Origin of the sequence: Lacticaseibacillus styriensis, from assembly GCF_030770295.1 — a bacterium.
Taxonomy (GTDB): Bacteria; Bacillota; Bacilli; order Lactobacillales; family Lactobacillaceae; genus Lacticaseibacillus; species Lacticaseibacillus casei.
In genome coordinates, this window is sequence record NZ_CP132483.1 from 602,122 (window position 1) to 618,209 (window position 16,088).

12 protein-coding genes are annotated in these 16,088 nt (G+C 48.2%); 9 read left to right on the forward strand and 3 right to left on the reverse strand.

All coding sequences use genetic code 11. The annotated features are described in order from the left end of the window. Window positions 1-13: 13 nt before the first annotated feature. From glpO to LACSTY_RS02750, 3 genes are all read right to left on the reverse strand, one after another. The gene (gene glpO, locus LACSTY_RS02740; RefSeq protein ID WP_087911632.1) at window positions 14-1,867 is read right to left on the reverse strand and encodes a type 1 glycerol-3-phosphate oxidase; all 1,854 of its coding nucleotides are present in this window, start codon (window positions 1,865-1,867) and stop codon (window positions 14-16) included. Window positions 1,868-1,916: 49 nt separating this feature from the next. Continuing rightward, window positions 1,917-3,434 (reverse strand): glycerol kinase GlpK, encoded by a 1,518-nt coding sequence (gene glpK, locus LACSTY_RS02745; RefSeq protein ID WP_070652102.1) that lies wholly within the window; start codon window positions 3,432-3,434, stop codon window positions 1,917-1,919. A gap of 228 nt (window positions 3,435-3,662) precedes the next feature. Continuing rightward, window positions 3,663-4,382: a glycosyltransferase family 2 protein gene (locus tag LACSTY_RS02750; protein WP_087911633.1), complete on the reverse strand. Its 720-nt coding sequence runs from the start codon at window positions 4,380-4,382 to the stop codon at window positions 3,663-3,665. Window positions 4,383-4,897: 515 nt separating this feature from the next. Between LACSTY_RS02750 and lacT the strand changes: the two genes are divergently transcribed. The 9 genes from lacT (at window position 4,898) to LACSTY_RS02795 (ending at window position 15,995) form a co-directional block, all read left to right on the forward strand. After that, window positions 4,898-5,794, forward strand: a complete 897-nt coding sequence (lacT, locus tag LACSTY_RS02755) for a transcription antiterminator LacT (protein WP_087911634.1) — start codon at window positions 4,898-4,900, stop codon at window positions 5,792-5,794. Beyond that, on the forward strand, window positions 5,787-7,523 hold the full coding sequence (locus LACSTY_RS02760) for a lactose-specific PTS transporter subunit EIIC (protein WP_087911635.1): 1,737 nt from the start codon (window positions 5,787-5,789) through the stop codon (window positions 7,521-7,523). The genes lacT and LACSTY_RS02760 overlap by 8 nt, the downstream gene beginning before the upstream one ends. A gap of 15 nt (window positions 7,524-7,538) precedes the next feature. Next, window positions 7,539-8,963 carry a 6-phospho-beta-galactosidase gene (lacG, locus tag LACSTY_RS02765; RefSeq protein WP_087911636.1) on the forward strand — a complete coding sequence of 475 codons (1,425 nt, stop codon included), beginning with the start codon at window positions 7,539-7,541 and terminating at the stop codon, window positions 8,961-8,963. 45 nt (window positions 8,964-9,008) lie between these two features. Further along, entirely contained in the window at window positions 9,009-9,344 is a 336-nt protein-coding gene (locus LACSTY_RS02770; RefSeq protein ID WP_087911637.1) for a PTS lactose/cellobiose transporter subunit IIA, read from the forward strand. Between the two features lie 478 nt (window positions 9,345-9,822). Then, the gene (locus LACSTY_RS02775) at window positions 9,823-10,989 is read left to right on the forward strand and encodes a galactokinase (RefSeq protein WP_010493473.1); all 1,167 of its coding nucleotides are present in this window, start codon (window positions 9,823-9,825) and stop codon (window positions 10,987-10,989) included. A 65-nt stretch (window positions 10,990-11,054) separates the two neighbouring features. Continuing rightward, window positions 11,055-12,050, forward strand: coding sequence for a UDP-glucose 4-epimerase GalE (gene galE / locus LACSTY_RS02780; RefSeq protein ID WP_087911638.1), 996 nt, complete (start codon window positions 11,055-11,057; stop codon window positions 12,048-12,050). Further along, a complete protein-coding gene (locus LACSTY_RS02785) occupies window positions 12,047-13,504 on the forward strand; it encodes a UDP-glucose--hexose-1-phosphate uridylyltransferase (protein ID WP_025012746.1) in 1,458 nt (485 codons plus the stop codon). Before galE ends, LACSTY_RS02785 begins: the two co-directional genes overlap by 4 nt. A 42-nt stretch (window positions 13,505-13,546) precedes the next feature. Next, on the forward strand, window positions 13,547-14,542 hold the full coding sequence (locus tag LACSTY_RS02790; protein ID WP_087911639.1) for a LacI family DNA-binding transcriptional regulator: 996 nt from the start codon (window positions 13,547-13,549) through the stop codon (window positions 14,540-14,542). 271 nt (window positions 14,543-14,813) lie between these two features. After that, window positions 14,814-15,995, forward strand: coding sequence for an RNA-guided endonuclease InsQ/TnpB family protein (locus LACSTY_RS02795; protein ID WP_087911640.1), 1,182 nt, complete (start codon window positions 14,814-14,816; stop codon window positions 15,993-15,995). Window positions 15,996-16,088: the final 93 nt, after the last annotated feature.

Sequence of the window (16,088 nt, forward strand, 5' to 3'; positions counted from 1 at the left end):
TGGGTGCCCCTTTCTAGGCTTGAGGAGCCGAAGCCGGCGCCTTCTTCAAGTCATCCAACCGACTCTCACTGATCGCTTGTTCCAAATCAGCCAACTGTTGTGCCTTGGTTACTTCGTCCCAACCTAAGATGCGGGCCATTTCGTCTACCACCGGCTGTTTCAAGTCAGCCAGCGTTTCGGCATGGAAAAGAATGGCATTGGTCCGGCGCAACAGGTAATCAACCGGCGTAAGCGTCATTTCTTCATTAATTGAATAGCGTAGACTCATGGTTTCTTTGAGACTCAGGCCCGGTGCCGGCTGGCCGTCAGCATACGTGACCACGCGACTGATGTTGGAGCCGTAACGATTGGCAAGGTCAGCGGCGTCCTTTTCAGGCATGCCAGCGTCAATCCCGATCCGGGTATAGAACGCAATCGTATCGTCAACATTGGTCGGGTCAAAATGACCGCCGGAGACTTGAAGCTTTTTAGAATCAACGGTGCGGGTTTCGGTCGCAAATTTTTCAGCCAAGACACGACGAATCAAGGCGAGGGCGCCAGCCGCCATTTTCCGGTAGTCAGTGATCTTCCCACCGGACAGCGTGATCATGCCATCATCGGCTTGGCGCAGCGAACTACCGCGGGAGATCTGGGATGGGCTCAGGGACGCTTCGGCATGCGCGGTCTCAAGTTTGGAAATGGCGTGCTCAACATCGGACCGGGTTGCCTGGTTGTCTTCATAATCGTTAACGACTTTGACCAAGGCTTCAAACGAATCATCCGAAACCTTACCAGTGTTGGCACCACCGCCGTTATAATCGGAGCTGCCGTTGTTGGCAATCAGTGGCCGCAGACCGACCCAGCTGGCTTCGATGTCGTCAATTGTAATGTGGCTTTCTGGGAAGCGCTTGTTGATCACTTTCAGCAGGTAATCCACATCGGCTTGCTCTACGCGTGGATGTTTGAAGTCGCCGGTATAATCGGTATCGGTCGTGCCAAAATAAGTCTTGCCTTCACGTGGTACCACGAAGAACATCCGGCCATCATTCAAACCGGTATCCATGTAGGTCGGTTGTGGGACCGGCAAACGGGAACCATCGACAACCAAGTGCACACCTTTAGTTGGGCGCAGGGTTGGGGCCTGATTTTCGTTCTTGTCCAATGCTTTAAACTTGTCAGACCATGGACCGGTGGTATTGATCACGAGTTTGGCATGAATATCGAATTCGCTGTCATCCAAAAGATCCTTGACGCGCAAACCGATGACTTGGCCAGCGTCATTGTGCAAGACGCCGATCGCCTTCACGCGGCTGGCCATGAGTCCGCCGAGTTCAGCTGCCTCTTTGATGTTTTCAATGACCAGCCGAGCGTCGTTGTTCACGAAGTCGAGGTAAACGCCACCGCCTTGCAGCCCGTCTTTTTCCAGCTGCGGTTCACGCTGTAGAATTTCATCTTTCGTAACGGTGTAGTTGGCATATTGCGAGCCTTCGACGTTTGCCAGCCGATCATACAGATCCATCGCGATTTTGATGCTGAACATATCAAACGTGCTGCCAGGTTCCTGGAAAATCGGCAGTAACATCGGGAATGGCCGCGGAATGTGCGGCGCGATGCCTTGAACAACGGCCCGTTCCTTGACGGTATCGGCAACAACGCCAACGTCAAATGTCTTAAGGTAACGGATGCCGCCGTGTACCAGTTTGGTCGAACGTGAGCTGGTTCCTTCAGCAAAGTCCTGCATTTCGATCAAGCCGGTCTTGATGCCACTTGCGGCCGCCTGAATCGCAACCCCGGCACCGGTAATGCCGCCACCGACAACCAGAAGATCCAGTTCGGTTTGCTTTAATTGTTCAATCGTTTGTTTGCGGGTTTCACTTGAAAATGCCATTTTAATAAGCTCCTTTTGAATAATGATTGAATGATATTTTTAAAAAGAATTAGTTGTGTTTGTCCGTATGCTTGTACATCTGGGTGGCGGCAACGGCTTGCTTCCAGCCTTCGTACAGATAATCACGGTCGACGGCGTCCATTTGTGGTTCGAACCGCTTGCCGACCTTGACAATGCTTTGCAGTTCATCGGTGTTGTTCCAGAAACCTGTGGCTAAGCCGGCAAAGAAAGCAGCGCCCATCGCGGTGGTTTCAAGGTTCGCGGCCCGTTCGATCGGAATCCCCAGAATATCGGCCTGGAATTGCATCAGGTAATCATTGTTGGCAGCACCGCCATCAACGCGTAATGCCGGAATCGGCATACCGGTATCGGCGTTCATCGTGTCGACAACATCGCGGGATTGATATGCAAGCGATTGCAAAGTTGCCTTAATAAAATCTTCGCGGGTCGTACCCCGGGTAATGCCAAAAATGGCACCGCGGGCATCGGAATCCCAGTAAGGAGCCCCCAAACCGGTAAAGGCGGGAACAACATAGACTTCATTTTGACTTTTTGATGCCAAAGCGGCGGCTTCCGAATCACTTGAGCGTTCAATCATTTTCATCGCGTCGCGCAGCCATTGAATGGCACTTCCGGCAACGAAGACCGAGCCTTCAAGTGCGTAAGTGACTTTGCCATCAAGACCATAGCCAATAGTGGTCAGCAGGTTGTGATTGGAAAGGGTGGGTTTGTCGCCGGTGTTCATGACAATGAAGGCACCGGTTCCGTAAGTGTTCTTGACCATACCTGGTTGAATCGCCAACTGACCGAACAAAGCGGCTTGCTGATCCCCGACCATGCCGGCGATCGGAACCGTGCTGCCGAAAAAGTGATAAGCAGCAGCATCGCCATAGATTTCCGAGTTACTGCGGACTTCCGGCAACATTTGCTTAGGAATGTTCAAAATGCGCAGAATCTCATCGTCCCAATCCAACTTATGAATGTTAAACAGCATGGTACGCGAGGCATTGGTGTAATCCGTGACGTGAATCGCGCCGCCGGACAGCTTCCAGGAAAGCCAGGTGTCGATCGTTCCAAAAAGCAGTTCACCTTTTTCCGCACGTTCCTGGGCACCCGGAACGTGATCCAGAATCCAGCGAATTTTGGTTGCTGAGAAGTAAGAATCAATCAGCAGGCCTGTAGCATCGTGAATAAGATCGTCGTATCCATCGGCTTTGAGCTGGTCAGCAATCTCGCTGGTTTGCCGTGATTGCCAGACAATGGCGTTATAAATCGGTAAGCCCGTTTGCTTATCCCAGACAACCGTGGTTTCCCGCTGATTCGTGATGCCGATTCCGACGATTTGCCGCGGCTGAATATGTGATTCAATGAAAGCCGTGGCGATCGTTGATAGGGCAGCGTTCCAGATTTCGTTAGCGTTATGCTCTACCCAACCGGGATGCGGAAAATACTGCGGAAACTCGCGTTGTGCATCCGCCACTTTTTGCCCATTATGGTCGATGATGATGGTCCGGGTGCTGGTCGTTCCTTCATCAATCGCTAAAATATATTGTTGTTCGTTTGTCACGATTAGCTACCTCCAGTGAAATATAATTGCACACAATGAAAACGTTTCCGGTAATAGTTATACCCGATCGCCGGGACGAATGCAAGCATTATGCTTATATAAATCATAAGTTATTTTAACCATAAGGCCTATATTCGCAATTGAGAATATAGATTCACCTAAATTTCATTAGGCTTATGCATTCAGAAACACGAAACCCGGCATGGTGGCCGGGTTAGGTAAGGCTGATTAGATGAGTTGTTTGAGCTGATAAATGTGGTCAAAAATCTTGTCTTCCTGACGCCGGTCGTCCCAAGAGAAGTTGTGCATGGTGCTGTTCGGCCGGTTGATTTTTTTGTACAGAACCGTTGGATTGTAAGCATACTTGCCGCGGGTATGGGCAACGTATTCGGCAGTGAAGTCATAGTCTTCAGCAATCCGCAACTGCTCTTTGTAGCGAATGTTGCTGGCGTCCAAAGCGGCGTGGGAAAAGGCTTTGTTCCAGATATACCCGCCGATTTCCGTTCCGTGATGAGAAACCTGTTCAAACATTTCGGCCTGGGACAATAAGCGGAAGCGATCAGGACCGCCGCGGCTGCGATGCCACCAATCGTAACCAACCGCGGTCGCAACGACACCTGGTGTGAAGCCGCGGACAAGGGTCTCGGCAAAAGTAGGCGCGATCAAATCGTCACCATCAACGAAAGCAATAAACCGACCACTGGCATGATCAATCCCAAAGTTGCGGGCGGTGCCAATACCACGATGACGATCAAAAGCCGTAGCATGGTAATTTGGCACGCCGCGCACAAAATCGGCCGCTGTTTGAGCCGTCCGATCTGTTGAAGCATCATCGATGAGCCACAGTTCCACATCAATTGTTTGTTCCTGAATGGTTTTAAGGGTAGCCGGCAGATACCGGCCAAGATTGTACGTTGGCACAATGATGGATAAATCTAAATTGGTCATGGAAATCTAAACCTCCTTGGCGGCACCGCAATCATGCACGGCGTCTAAGCGGTTAAATCATTGCAATATTGGATCTTTGCTTTGATTATTATCGTCAGTTTTTGGTAGCCGTCAATTAAAACGACTTGGTTTCTCTTCATCGGTGAAGTTGGGAACAGTTCTGTTTGATTCGAGCCATTTGCGAGGCATCTGCAAATGGCGGGGGCGTATTGTCAAATATAAATACTGTATAAAAACATTTGAAATTTTAAATTAGTTATTTTATAAAGCACTATCACAGGTTTACAGAGGCGCAGTGGCACAAACACGATTCTATAAAGAACAGGCCTGGCAGGAAATGAGCGCCAGTCTGAAATAAAACGTTTACATTTTGTTCGAATATGGTACAATTTGTTTGTTGATGGGAATATTCATTGTGGATTGTGACTATTCAATTAGGCGAGACCACAAATCACAGCGCTATTAGTAGCGCGTGGTTTGTGGTTTTTTCTATGTCTTGGTAAGGAGATGACAGTATGCCAAAAATCGCTCAGATCTTCAACAATAACGTGGCGTTAGTTGATCTAGACAACCACAGCCAGGCCGTTGTGAAGGGACGGGGCATCGCTTTTAAAAAGAAGCGCGGGGATGTCATTCCGGCTAACCAGATCGAAAAAATTTTCTATCTTGCGACGGAAACTTCCCGCCAGAATTTGTACTTTCTATTGCGAAATATTCCAATTGACGTGGTGACGACCACATACGAAATTATCGATCTTGCGAAAAAACAGTTTCACCTCAAAGTGCTTGATTATATTTATATAACCTTAAGCGATCATATTTATGAGGCATACAAACGTTATCAGGCAGGTACCTACCAAGAATCAATGGTGCCGGATTTTCACATTCAGTACCCGGCAGAATATGCAGTGGCCAAGCAAGCGTTACAAATTATTGCCGCAAACTTAGGTGTTCAATTTCCGCTTTCTGAAGTGAAAAACCTTGCGCTACATTTCATTAATGCCGCCGGTGAGGACGACAATGAACAGGCATTTGATCAGAGCAATGAGGCCTCGCTTAGTCAACTTGTCCAACGCGTCTTGAAACGGCACAAAATCACAAGATCACCGGCTAATGGCAATTATTATGATCGATTTATGATCCATCTTCAGTATCTAGTTGACCGACTGCAGCGGGTAGACACAGATTCTGTTGCCATCGTACCGGAAGTTGCAACGGAGTTAGAGCAGAATTACCCAAAGTCTTATGAGATTGCTTCTGAAATTTTTGATGAAATTAAAGAGAACCTTTACCACGGTATGAGCGAAGATGAAAGACTGTATTTCATCATCCACATTCAACGATTAATTAATGAAGCGCCTGCTGAGGAACAGACGTCTGATGGAAAAACAGGAGGAAAGCACCATGAATAAGGTTTTTGACAAACTTAAACCAATATTTGAAGCCATTGCGGCGAACAAATACGTTTCCGCCATTCGAGACGGTTTTATTGCCTGCATGCCGATTATCATCTTTTCAAGTATCTTTATGATGATCGCTTATGTACCAAATGCTTGGGGCTTTTATTGGCCTAAAAATGTCACCAATGCGCTGATGATTGCATATAACTATTCAATGGGATTGTTGGCATTGTTCGTTGCTGGGACAACGGCTAAGAATCTGACTGACAGTAAGAACTTGGAGCTACCTAAAACCAATCAGATTAATCCGGTTGCCGTTATTGTGGCGTCCGAAATTGCGTTTGTCATTCTGTCGATTCTGCCACTGAAAACTGGCGTTGATTTGACTTACATGGGCACGCAAGGCTTGATTTGTGCGTACATTGTTGGCTTGATCGTTCCTAACATTTACTTTATCTGCATCAAGAACAACGTCACCATTAAGTTACCACCACAAGTGCCAGGTAATATTTCCCAGTCGTTTAAAGACCTGATTCCGATGGGCTTATCTGTCACTCTTTTCTGGCTTTTCGGCGTTGGATTCAAGGCATTGACCGGGACCATCTTGCCGCGCTGGATTATCCAAGTCCTATCACCACTGTTTCAAGCTAGTGACTCCTATTTGGGGTTGGCACTTATTGCTGGTGCGATGGCATTCTTCTGGTTTTGTGGGGTTCAGGGGCCTTCAATCGTGCAACCAGCCGTTGTGCCGATCATGATTGCCAATACGGCGGCCAATCTTCAACAATATCAGGCAGGCGAGCATGTCTCCCACGCCTTGGCTATGAACACGATGGACTATGTCATGAACTTTGGCGGAACTGGATCAACATTAGTCGTTGCCTTTATTATGTTGTTTGCTGCCCGATCCGCACAATTAAAAGCGGTTGGGAAAGCTGCGTTCATTCCGGGTACTTTTTCGGTTAACGAGCCGGTACTGTTCGGGATGCCGATCATTATGAACCCGATGTTCTTCATTCCATTTCTACTCACGCCAATTGTGAATGTTTGTCTTTTTAAGTTTTTTGTAAGCGTTCTCGGTATGAACAGCATGATGTACACGATGCCGTGGACAGTTCCTGCACCCATTGGGATTGTCATTTCAACAGGCTTTGCGCCACTTGCCTTTGTCTATGTTTTGTTGACACTGGTACTGGATGTCGCCATTTACTTCCCATTCATTCGGGTCTATGACAGTACGCTTCTTGCTGAAGAAAAAGCTAATGAGGCAACGCTTGAAGGCGACAATACGGCAGTCTTAGCTGCTGATACCGTTGAACCTAAGAAAGTCGCAACCCAGACAATTTCCAAGCAAACAGCAACGGCGCCAAATGATGCCGGACCAATTGAAAAGGCTACGTCATCGCATAGTGAGGATTATTTCAAGAAGAATGAAGTTGATGTCCTGGTCTTGTGTGCCGGTGGCGGGACAAGCGGTATTTTAGCCAATGCGCTCAATAAATTGTCCAAAGAACGAGGCTTGAAACTTTCCGCGGCAGCCCGGGCATATGGGCAGGATATGGATCTGATCAAAGATATGAACATGGTGATCCTTGCGCCACAGATGGAAAGTATGAAAGCCAATCTCAAGAAGATTACAGATAAATATGGCGTCAAACTGGTCACCACAACCGGTCGTCAGTACATTGACTTAACCAACAATGGCGATATGGCTCTGAATTTTGTCGAATCTAATCTTTAAGGAGGATATTGAGCGATGCAGAAACAATTACCAAAAGACTTCGTGATGGGTGGTGCAACGGCGGCGTATCAAGTCGAAGGTGCCACAAAAGAGGACGGTAAAGGACGAGTTCTCTGGGATGACTTTTTAGAAAAACAGGGGCGCTTTAGTCCTGATCCAGCAGCAGACTTTTATCATCGGTATGACGAAGACTTGACTTTGGCAGAACAATACGGCCATCAAGTCATTCGCGTTTCAATTGCCTGGTCCCGGATTTTTCCTGATGGGGCCGGTGCGGTGGAGCCGCGCGGTGTCGCTTACTATCATCGATTATTTGCAGCATGTGCCAAACATCATATCGTGCCCTTTGTGACCTTGCATCACTTTGATACGCCCGAGCGCCTTCATCAAGCAGGAGACTGGTTGAGTCAGGAGATGCTAGACGATTTTGTCAATTATGCAAAATTCTGCTTTGAAGAGTTCCCGGAGGTTAAACACTGGATCACGATCAACGAACTTACTTCAATGGCAGTACAGCAATACACAAGCGGCACCTTCCCACCTGCTGAGAAAGGCCGATTCGACAAGACGTTTCAGGCTGAGCATAACCAGATGGTCGCCCACGCTCGGATCGTTAACTTGTTCAAATCGATGAAGCTTGACGGTGAAATTGGCATTGTGCACGCGCTTCAGACGGTTTATCCGTATAGTGATACGGCTGAAGATCAACATGCAGCAGACTTGCAAGATGTCCTTGATAACCGATTATATTTGGATGGCACTTTAGCTGGCGAATACGCCCCGACGACACTAGCACTGGTCAAAGAAATTTTAAATGCTAACGATCAGCCAATGTTTCATAGTACGCCGGAAGACATGCAAATCATTAAAAAAGCTGCCCAGCAACTGGATTTTGTCGGAGTGAATAATTACTTCAGTAAGTGGTTGCGCGTTTATCATGGCAAGTCGGAGACGATTCATAACGGCACTGGTGCCAAGGGTTCTTCTGTTTCACGGCTTCATGGTATTGGCGAAGAAAAGAAACCCGAAGGCATCGAGACGACTGATTGGGATTGGCCAATTTATCCACGTGGCATGTATGACATCTTAATGCGGATTCACAATGACTATCCGTTAGTTCCTGCCATCTATGTGACGGAAAATGGCATCGGTCTTAAGGAATCTTTGCCAGCCGATGCGACAGCTGATACGGTCATTCCCGATCCGAAACGAATTGATTATTTAAAGAAATATCTGGGTGCGATCGCCGATGCCATTAAGAGCGGGGCAAATGTGAAAGGGTACTTTGTCTGGTCCCTTCAAGATCAGTTTTCCTGGACGAATGGGTACAGCAAGCGTTACGGACTATTCTTTGTCGATTTTCCAACTCAGAAGCGCTATGTCAAGCAAAGCGCAGAGTGGTTCAAACAGGTTTGTGAAACACATGTCATTCCTGACTAAGACAAACAATCAATGAAGGAAAATCACGGTATTGGAGGCAAAATAATGGCAACAAAAGAAGAAATTTCAATGGTGGGCTTTGCACTTGTCGCTTATGCAGGAGATGCACACACAGCAGCCATTCATGCGTTGGACGCAGCAGAGGCGGGAGATTTTGATAAAGCGAATGCGCTGCTCGATGAAGCCCAAAAAGATATCAACGAAGCCCATAATCAACAAACCCAGCTGCTTAGCAAAGAAGCAGGTGGTGCCCAGATGGACGTGACGTTTATCATGGTGCACGGACAAGATACGCTGATGACGACTATGCTGCTGATTGATCAAGCACGTTACATGATCCGAATGCTGAAGCGTATTAAGAAACTTGAAGAAAAACAATAGACTTGGATCTATGATGCGCTAAAGAGAACTAACTCGCGTCATGTATTTGTCCGGTAATATTGGCCAAAAGCATCGGTTCGGTGGAGAACATTGAGCCTGATGCTTTTTTGGTGTGAGCGTGAGCCAGCCCGCTTAGAAACCTGCGTGTAAGTGGCCTTGACCGTGATGGCTGGTCTTTGGCCATTGCGGTCAAGGTCCTTACACGCAGGTTTCTGGGCTGGCGAACGCGTTATGGTAAAGCTACTTAAAAGATTCCGAGGTTCAAGTGCTGAGGAACTCCCCCGTATAACCGATATTTAAGAGGAGTTTTACTAAAACATAAATTTTATTTTGACGTATTTTTGTTGCATACAGTCTAATTTAGCTAAAATATTTTGACAATAGCGCTTCCATTTGCGCGACTTTTTTAGTAAAATAAAAACGGTTACAAAAATCGCGAACAAATTGACGTATTTTTTAAACATAGGAGGAATTCAGAGTGAACAGTACAGATGTCACGAAAGGCTTTACAGAGCAATTTGGTAAGCAGGCGGAGCATACGTTCTTCGCGCCGGGACGGATTAATCTGATTGGTGAACATACCGATTACAATGGTGGGCACGTTTTCCCTTGCGCGATTTCGCTTGGTACTTATGCCGCAGTTGGTGCCAATGAAGACAATGCGTTCCGGTTGTATTCAGCTAACTTCCCGAAGGTTGGTATTATCGACATTCCGTTCCCGGATCTTTTTCAGGAAAAACGCGGCTTGTGGACAGACTATTTCCAAGGCATGGCGCGGGTGATGAAGACAGCGGGGATTAATTATACCCACGGCTTGAATGTTTATATTAATGGTAATTTGCCGGATGGCGCGGGCTTGTCGAGCTCAGCTTCATTGGAAATGCTGGTTGGCACGATTCTGAATAATCTTTTTGACGGCGGATTTGCCCCGTTGGATTTGGTTAAGTTCGGCGTGAAAGTCGAAAACGATTATATCGGCGTTAACTCTGGGATCATGGATCAGTTTGCCATCGAAATGGGCCGCGCCAACCAAGCAACGCTGCTGGATACGAACACCATGAAATACGAGTATCTGCCAGTTGAAATGGGCGACAACGTGATCGTTATCATGAACACCAACAAGCGCCGCGAATTGGCTGATTCCAAGTACAACGAACGCCGCAGTGAATGCGAAAAGGCTTTGGCAATGCTGCAAAAAGGCATTGACGTGAAGAGCCTTGGCCAACTGACCGAAGACGAATTTGATGAAAACACGTATCTCATTTATGACCCGATTCTGATCAAACGTGCCCGTCACGCGGTATTCGAAAACCAACGGACATTAACAGCAGCACAGGCACTGCAAAAAGGCGACCTGACGACCTTCGGCAAGCTGGTTTCTGCGTCCGGGGTTTCCTTGGCATTTGATTATGAAGTTACCGGCGTTGAACTCGATACTTTGGTGACCAACGCCTTGAAACAACGCGGTGTCTTAGGTGCACGGATGACCGGTGCCGGGTTTGGCGGCTGCGCGATTGCGATTGTCAACAGCGCTGACGTCGAGGACTTTATTAGTAACGTTGGCAAAGCTTATACTGAAAAGATCGGCTATGACGCGCACTTCTATGTGGCCGACATTGCCGACGGAGCTAAGCAGTTAAACTAGCGCTGACAAAATATCAGTCAACGCAGACGGATGCAGAAGCAAAAAGTAAAGGAGAAAACATTAACATGACAATTGCAGTTTTAGGTGGCGCAGGCTACATCGGTTCACATACGGTTAAGCAACTATTGGCTGACGGGGAAGATGTCATTGTTTTAGATAATTTGATTACCGGTCATCGCAAGGCGGTTGATCCGCGCGCCCGTTTTTACCAAGGCGACATTCGCGATTACCACTTCCTGAGCCAGGTCTTCAGCCAGGAAAAGATCGACGGTATCGTGCACTTTGCGGCCTTTTCGATTGTGCCGGAATCCATGAAAGATCCGCTGAAGTATTTCGACAACAACACTGGTGGCATGATCACGCTGCTTGAAGCGATGAACCAGTTTGGCATTAAAAAGATTGTCTTTTCATCGACCGCTGCTACTTATGGCGAACCGAAGCAGGTGCCGATTAAGGAAACCGATCCGCAAGTGCCAACCAACCCATACGGCGAAAGCAAACTGGCCATGGAAAAGATCATGCACTGGGCCGACATTGCTTATGATCTGAAGTTTGTTGCGCTGCGGTACTTCAACGTGGCTGGGGCGATGCCAGATGGTTCGATTGGTGAAGATCATCACCCTGAAACCCACTTGATTCCAATCATCTTGCAGGTTGCAGCAGGGACCCGTACCGGTCTGCAAATCTATGGCGATGATTACCCAACCAAGGATGGCACCAATGTTCGTGATTATGTGCATGTGGTTGACTTGGCTGATGCCCATGTGCTGGCATTGAAGTATCTGAACGCGGGCAATCAGTCATCGGCCTTCAATATCGGCTCCGCTCATGGCTTCTCGAACTTGGAGATTTTGAACGCTGCCCGTAAAGTGACCGGCCAGAAGATCCCGGCAACCATGGCACCGCGGCGTGCAGGCGACCCAAGTACCTTAATCGCCAGCTCGGACAAGGCCCGCGACATCTTAGGCTGGAAACCGAACTATGACGACATCGACAAAATTATCGAGACTGCCTGGAACTGGCACGAGAATCATCCGGAAGGCTTTGGTGACCGTAATTGACCGCAATTACCAATCATATTGAGACCATTATTAAGCTGAATCCTGATTATACCCATATGGATGCGGTTTACCTGACGAACAAGTTGCTGAACCTAATCGGGGATGCGGCACTGGACCTGCCAGGTGATGAGGATCCGTTGAAGAATCTGGATTTGATGGTTCAAGCTGCCCAGGATAACGGTAAAATTCCGGATTCACAGTCAGCCCGCCAGATTCTTGAAGCGCAGCTGATGGATTTTGCCACACCGACTCCGAGTCGCGTCAACCAAATGTTCTGGGATAAGTATCAGGCGGGTCCACGGGTCGCAACTGACTGGTTCTTTGCTTTAAGTCGGGCGAATAATTACATTCAAACTCGGGCGATTGCCAAGAACCTGGTCTTTCCGGCCAAAACCGAGTATGGTGACTTGGAAATTACGGTCAACCTCTCCAAGCCGGAAAAGGATCCGAAAGATATTGCCGCCGCAGCCCACGCCCAGTCCGGTTATCCGGCATGTGCGTTGTGCCTGCAAACGGAAGGCTATGCAGGCCGCAGTAATTTTGCTGCACGTACCAACCACCGGATTATCCGCTTCCTGTTAGGTGGGAAAACCTGGGGCTTCCAATATTCGCCATATGCTTATTTCAATGAGCATGCGATCTTTTTGGATGCTATTCATGAACCGATGGTGATTGATCAGAGCACATTTGAAAATCTGTTGGCGATTGTGGCCATGTTCCCGACGTATTTTGTCGGCTCCAACGCGGACTTGCCAATTGTCGGCGGTTCGATGCTGGCTCACGAGCATTATCAAGGTGGCCGGCATACGTTCCCGATGGCTAAGGCGCCGATTGAGACCCAAGTCGAAATTAGCGGCCATCCGCATGTTTTCGCCGGTATTGTGAAGTGGCCGATGAGTGTCATTCGCTTGGTCAGCGCTGATCGCGAAGAGTTGGTGAATGCCGCTGAGCATGTTCGGCAGGTATGGGATCAGTATACGGATGAATCCGTTGACGTGCGGGCATTTGTGGACGGTAAGCCGCACCACACTGTGACGCCGATTGCCCGTCGTGTCGGCTCCGAATACCAGTTGGATTTGGTTTTGCGTGACAATCAGACCAGTAAGCAGTATCCTGACGGTATTTTCCACCCGCATCAGGATGTTCAACATATTAAAAAGGAAAATATCGGACTGATTGAAGTGATGGGGCGTGCCATTTTACCGGCACGGCTCAAGACGGAATTGGCTGAAGTGCAAAAATATTTATTAGGTGAAGCCAATGACATGAAGCCAATGCACAAAGCATGGGCAGACCAGCTTAAGGCCAAATACCAGTGGACGCCGGAGAATGCAGAAGCCCAGTTGCAAGAAGCCGTGGGCCGCGTCTTCGCCCGCGTGCTGGAAGATGCCGGCGTGTTCAAACGCGATGAAATCGGCCAGGAAGCGTTTGGCCGCTTCTGCCGCACACTTTAAATGCATCTTTTGGCAGCACAGTCAGGGAAACGGAGGGAATCGATGACCACGATTACAGATATTGCGAAGGCGGCGGGGGTGTCGATCGCTACGGTTTCGCGAATTTTGAATTATGACGCGACGCTGGCTGTGACGCCAGAAACGCGGCAGCGCGTTTTGAAAACGGCTGAGAAACTAGCGTATAAACCGCGACGACGCAAACGGGTGCCCACTCAGACAACGGTAGCCCTTGTCCAGTGGCGCAGTGAACAAGAAGAATTGAATGATCTTTATTACCTGCAAATTCAATACGCAATTGAAGCCAAAGCAGCCAGCGTCGGTTACCATTTGCAGAATTTTCACCTCGAGCAGCTGGATAGTGACAGTGTTGCCAACATCCAAGGTATCATTGCTTTAGGTAAATATGACGCTGGTGAAGTGGCTAAAATGAAAGCACTGGAATTGCCGGTGGTCTTTGTTGATCAGAACATGCTGGCGTTCGACTGCGACTCGGTTACCGCCGATTATGCCGGGCCGATTAAAGAGATCATTGAGCATTTTCGTAAAGTCGGCATTGACGATATTGGCTTTCTCGGCGGACTTGAGGCGAGTCGCAGCGGCCGCGAGCAGTTTCAGGATGTACGCACGGTAACGTTTGATCGTGTGGCGAAGGACGCCGGACTCGCACGCCCTGAGTTTCGGTTAATCGGCGAATTTACGCCGGATTCGGGCTACCGCTTGATGAAAAAGGCGATTGAAACGTTAGGCGATCAATTGCCGCACGGCTTCATCATCGCCAACGACACCATGGCAGTCGGTGCCTTGCGCGCGTTGAACGAGGCTGGCTTAGCAGTGCCGCAACGGGTGTCCGTCATTAGCTTTAACGATGTGGCGGTCGCCAAGTTCACGACGCCGCCATTATCGACGGTCCATGCTGCCACGGATCAAATGGGCCAGACGGCGGTTGAGTTGCTGCAGGCAAGGCTGAGCGACGCCAAGCGGGTGCCACGCCAAGTCAATTTTAAGAGTGAGCTTGTGATGCGCGCTAGCAGTTTGTAGCGTATGCATCACTGATTAAGGAGGGTGTTAACAGCACTCAAATATGACGAACAATATGGTATCAAGCGGTACAACATGGACAGAATAATTAAGTGGAAGCTGTCCATGTGTTCAAACCAAACTAATCTGCGAAATGTATTGACAAGAGCCTGAATCGGTACTGTATGATGGTTCTTACCAAAGTTCCGCTAACTAGCCTTGGTTTGAACGTCTACTTCAAGCTTCCTCTCAAGTGGCGTTTAACCAGCTAATTGAGAGGAGGTGACAACTTTTGATTAAAACGCATAAGATTAAACTCTATCCCAACGCAACCATGCGGCGTGAACTGGAACGATTGTTCAACTATCGCCGGTTTTGCTGGAACCAGGCCCTTGAAACTTGGAACAGCATGTATGACGCATCTCTGGTGATGGTGGACAAAACACTGCGACCTAATGAACGTAAAGTACGGAACGAACTGGTTTGGAACAAAACCGACTGGCAGTACGAACAGTCAGCCCGAGTTTTACAGCTCGCCGTTAAAGATCTAGATAAGGCTTGGAAGAACTACTTCAATCCGAAGATGCCAGATCACGATAAACCCAACTGGAAATCTAAGAAACGATCTCGCAAAACTTTCAAGACGGATCGGGCGCAACTTGTGACTGGCAAGTTACGTTTAGATAAACCTCATGGTGCTGGTGCCTGGTATGACATCAAACTGGCCGAGCAACCGCGTTGGCAGGGCGAACTGGAACAAGTTTGTATCGTTCAAGACGCTGACGGTTACTATGCTTCCTTTTCAATTGAGGTTCAGACTTCTGTTGAAAAGCGGCCGGTTCTAACTGTCACTGGGGTTGATGCCAACATTGGCAAGTTTGACTATCAAACGTCAACTGGCTATGCGACTCAACCCACCTTGCCTGACCGTCTGCCATTGCTTTACACCCGCATTGCTCATTATCAGCGCCAATTAGCCCGCAAACGGAAAGTAAATCCCAAGCGGGTTAACTCCAAGGCTTATCGCACAACGAGAACCAAGTTGAAGCGTCAATACCAACGAGTTGAACGGATTCAAATGGATTTGCTGCAAAAGTTTACGACGAGGCTTATCACTGATTATGATTTAATTGGGATTGAGGATCTGGATAATCGCCATATGCGCATGAATAAACGTCTCGCGAAGAACTTGCATCGATCATTGTTTGGTAAGTTCAAAGTGATCATGCAGTACAAGGCTGACTGGTATGGCAATACGTTGGTGCTGGCGGATCAGTATTACCCCAGCACCCAGCGTTGTTCACGCTGTGGTTATGTGAAAACCGCTGATGAACGGGTCACGCTACGCGGCAACTTAAAACATCGAACTGGTCATGATGACTATCATTGTTATCAATGCGGGGTGAAGCTGCGGCGAGACGAAAATGCGGTTGAGAATCTAATTGCTTATGCAAAATCAAAGGTTACGGGGTAGGCTATACCCTTAAAGTTCAGGAGACGGTCACTGTCATGATGATTTATTTCAGAGTGGGAATACCGTTGTTGACGGGACTAAATGAAATGTAGG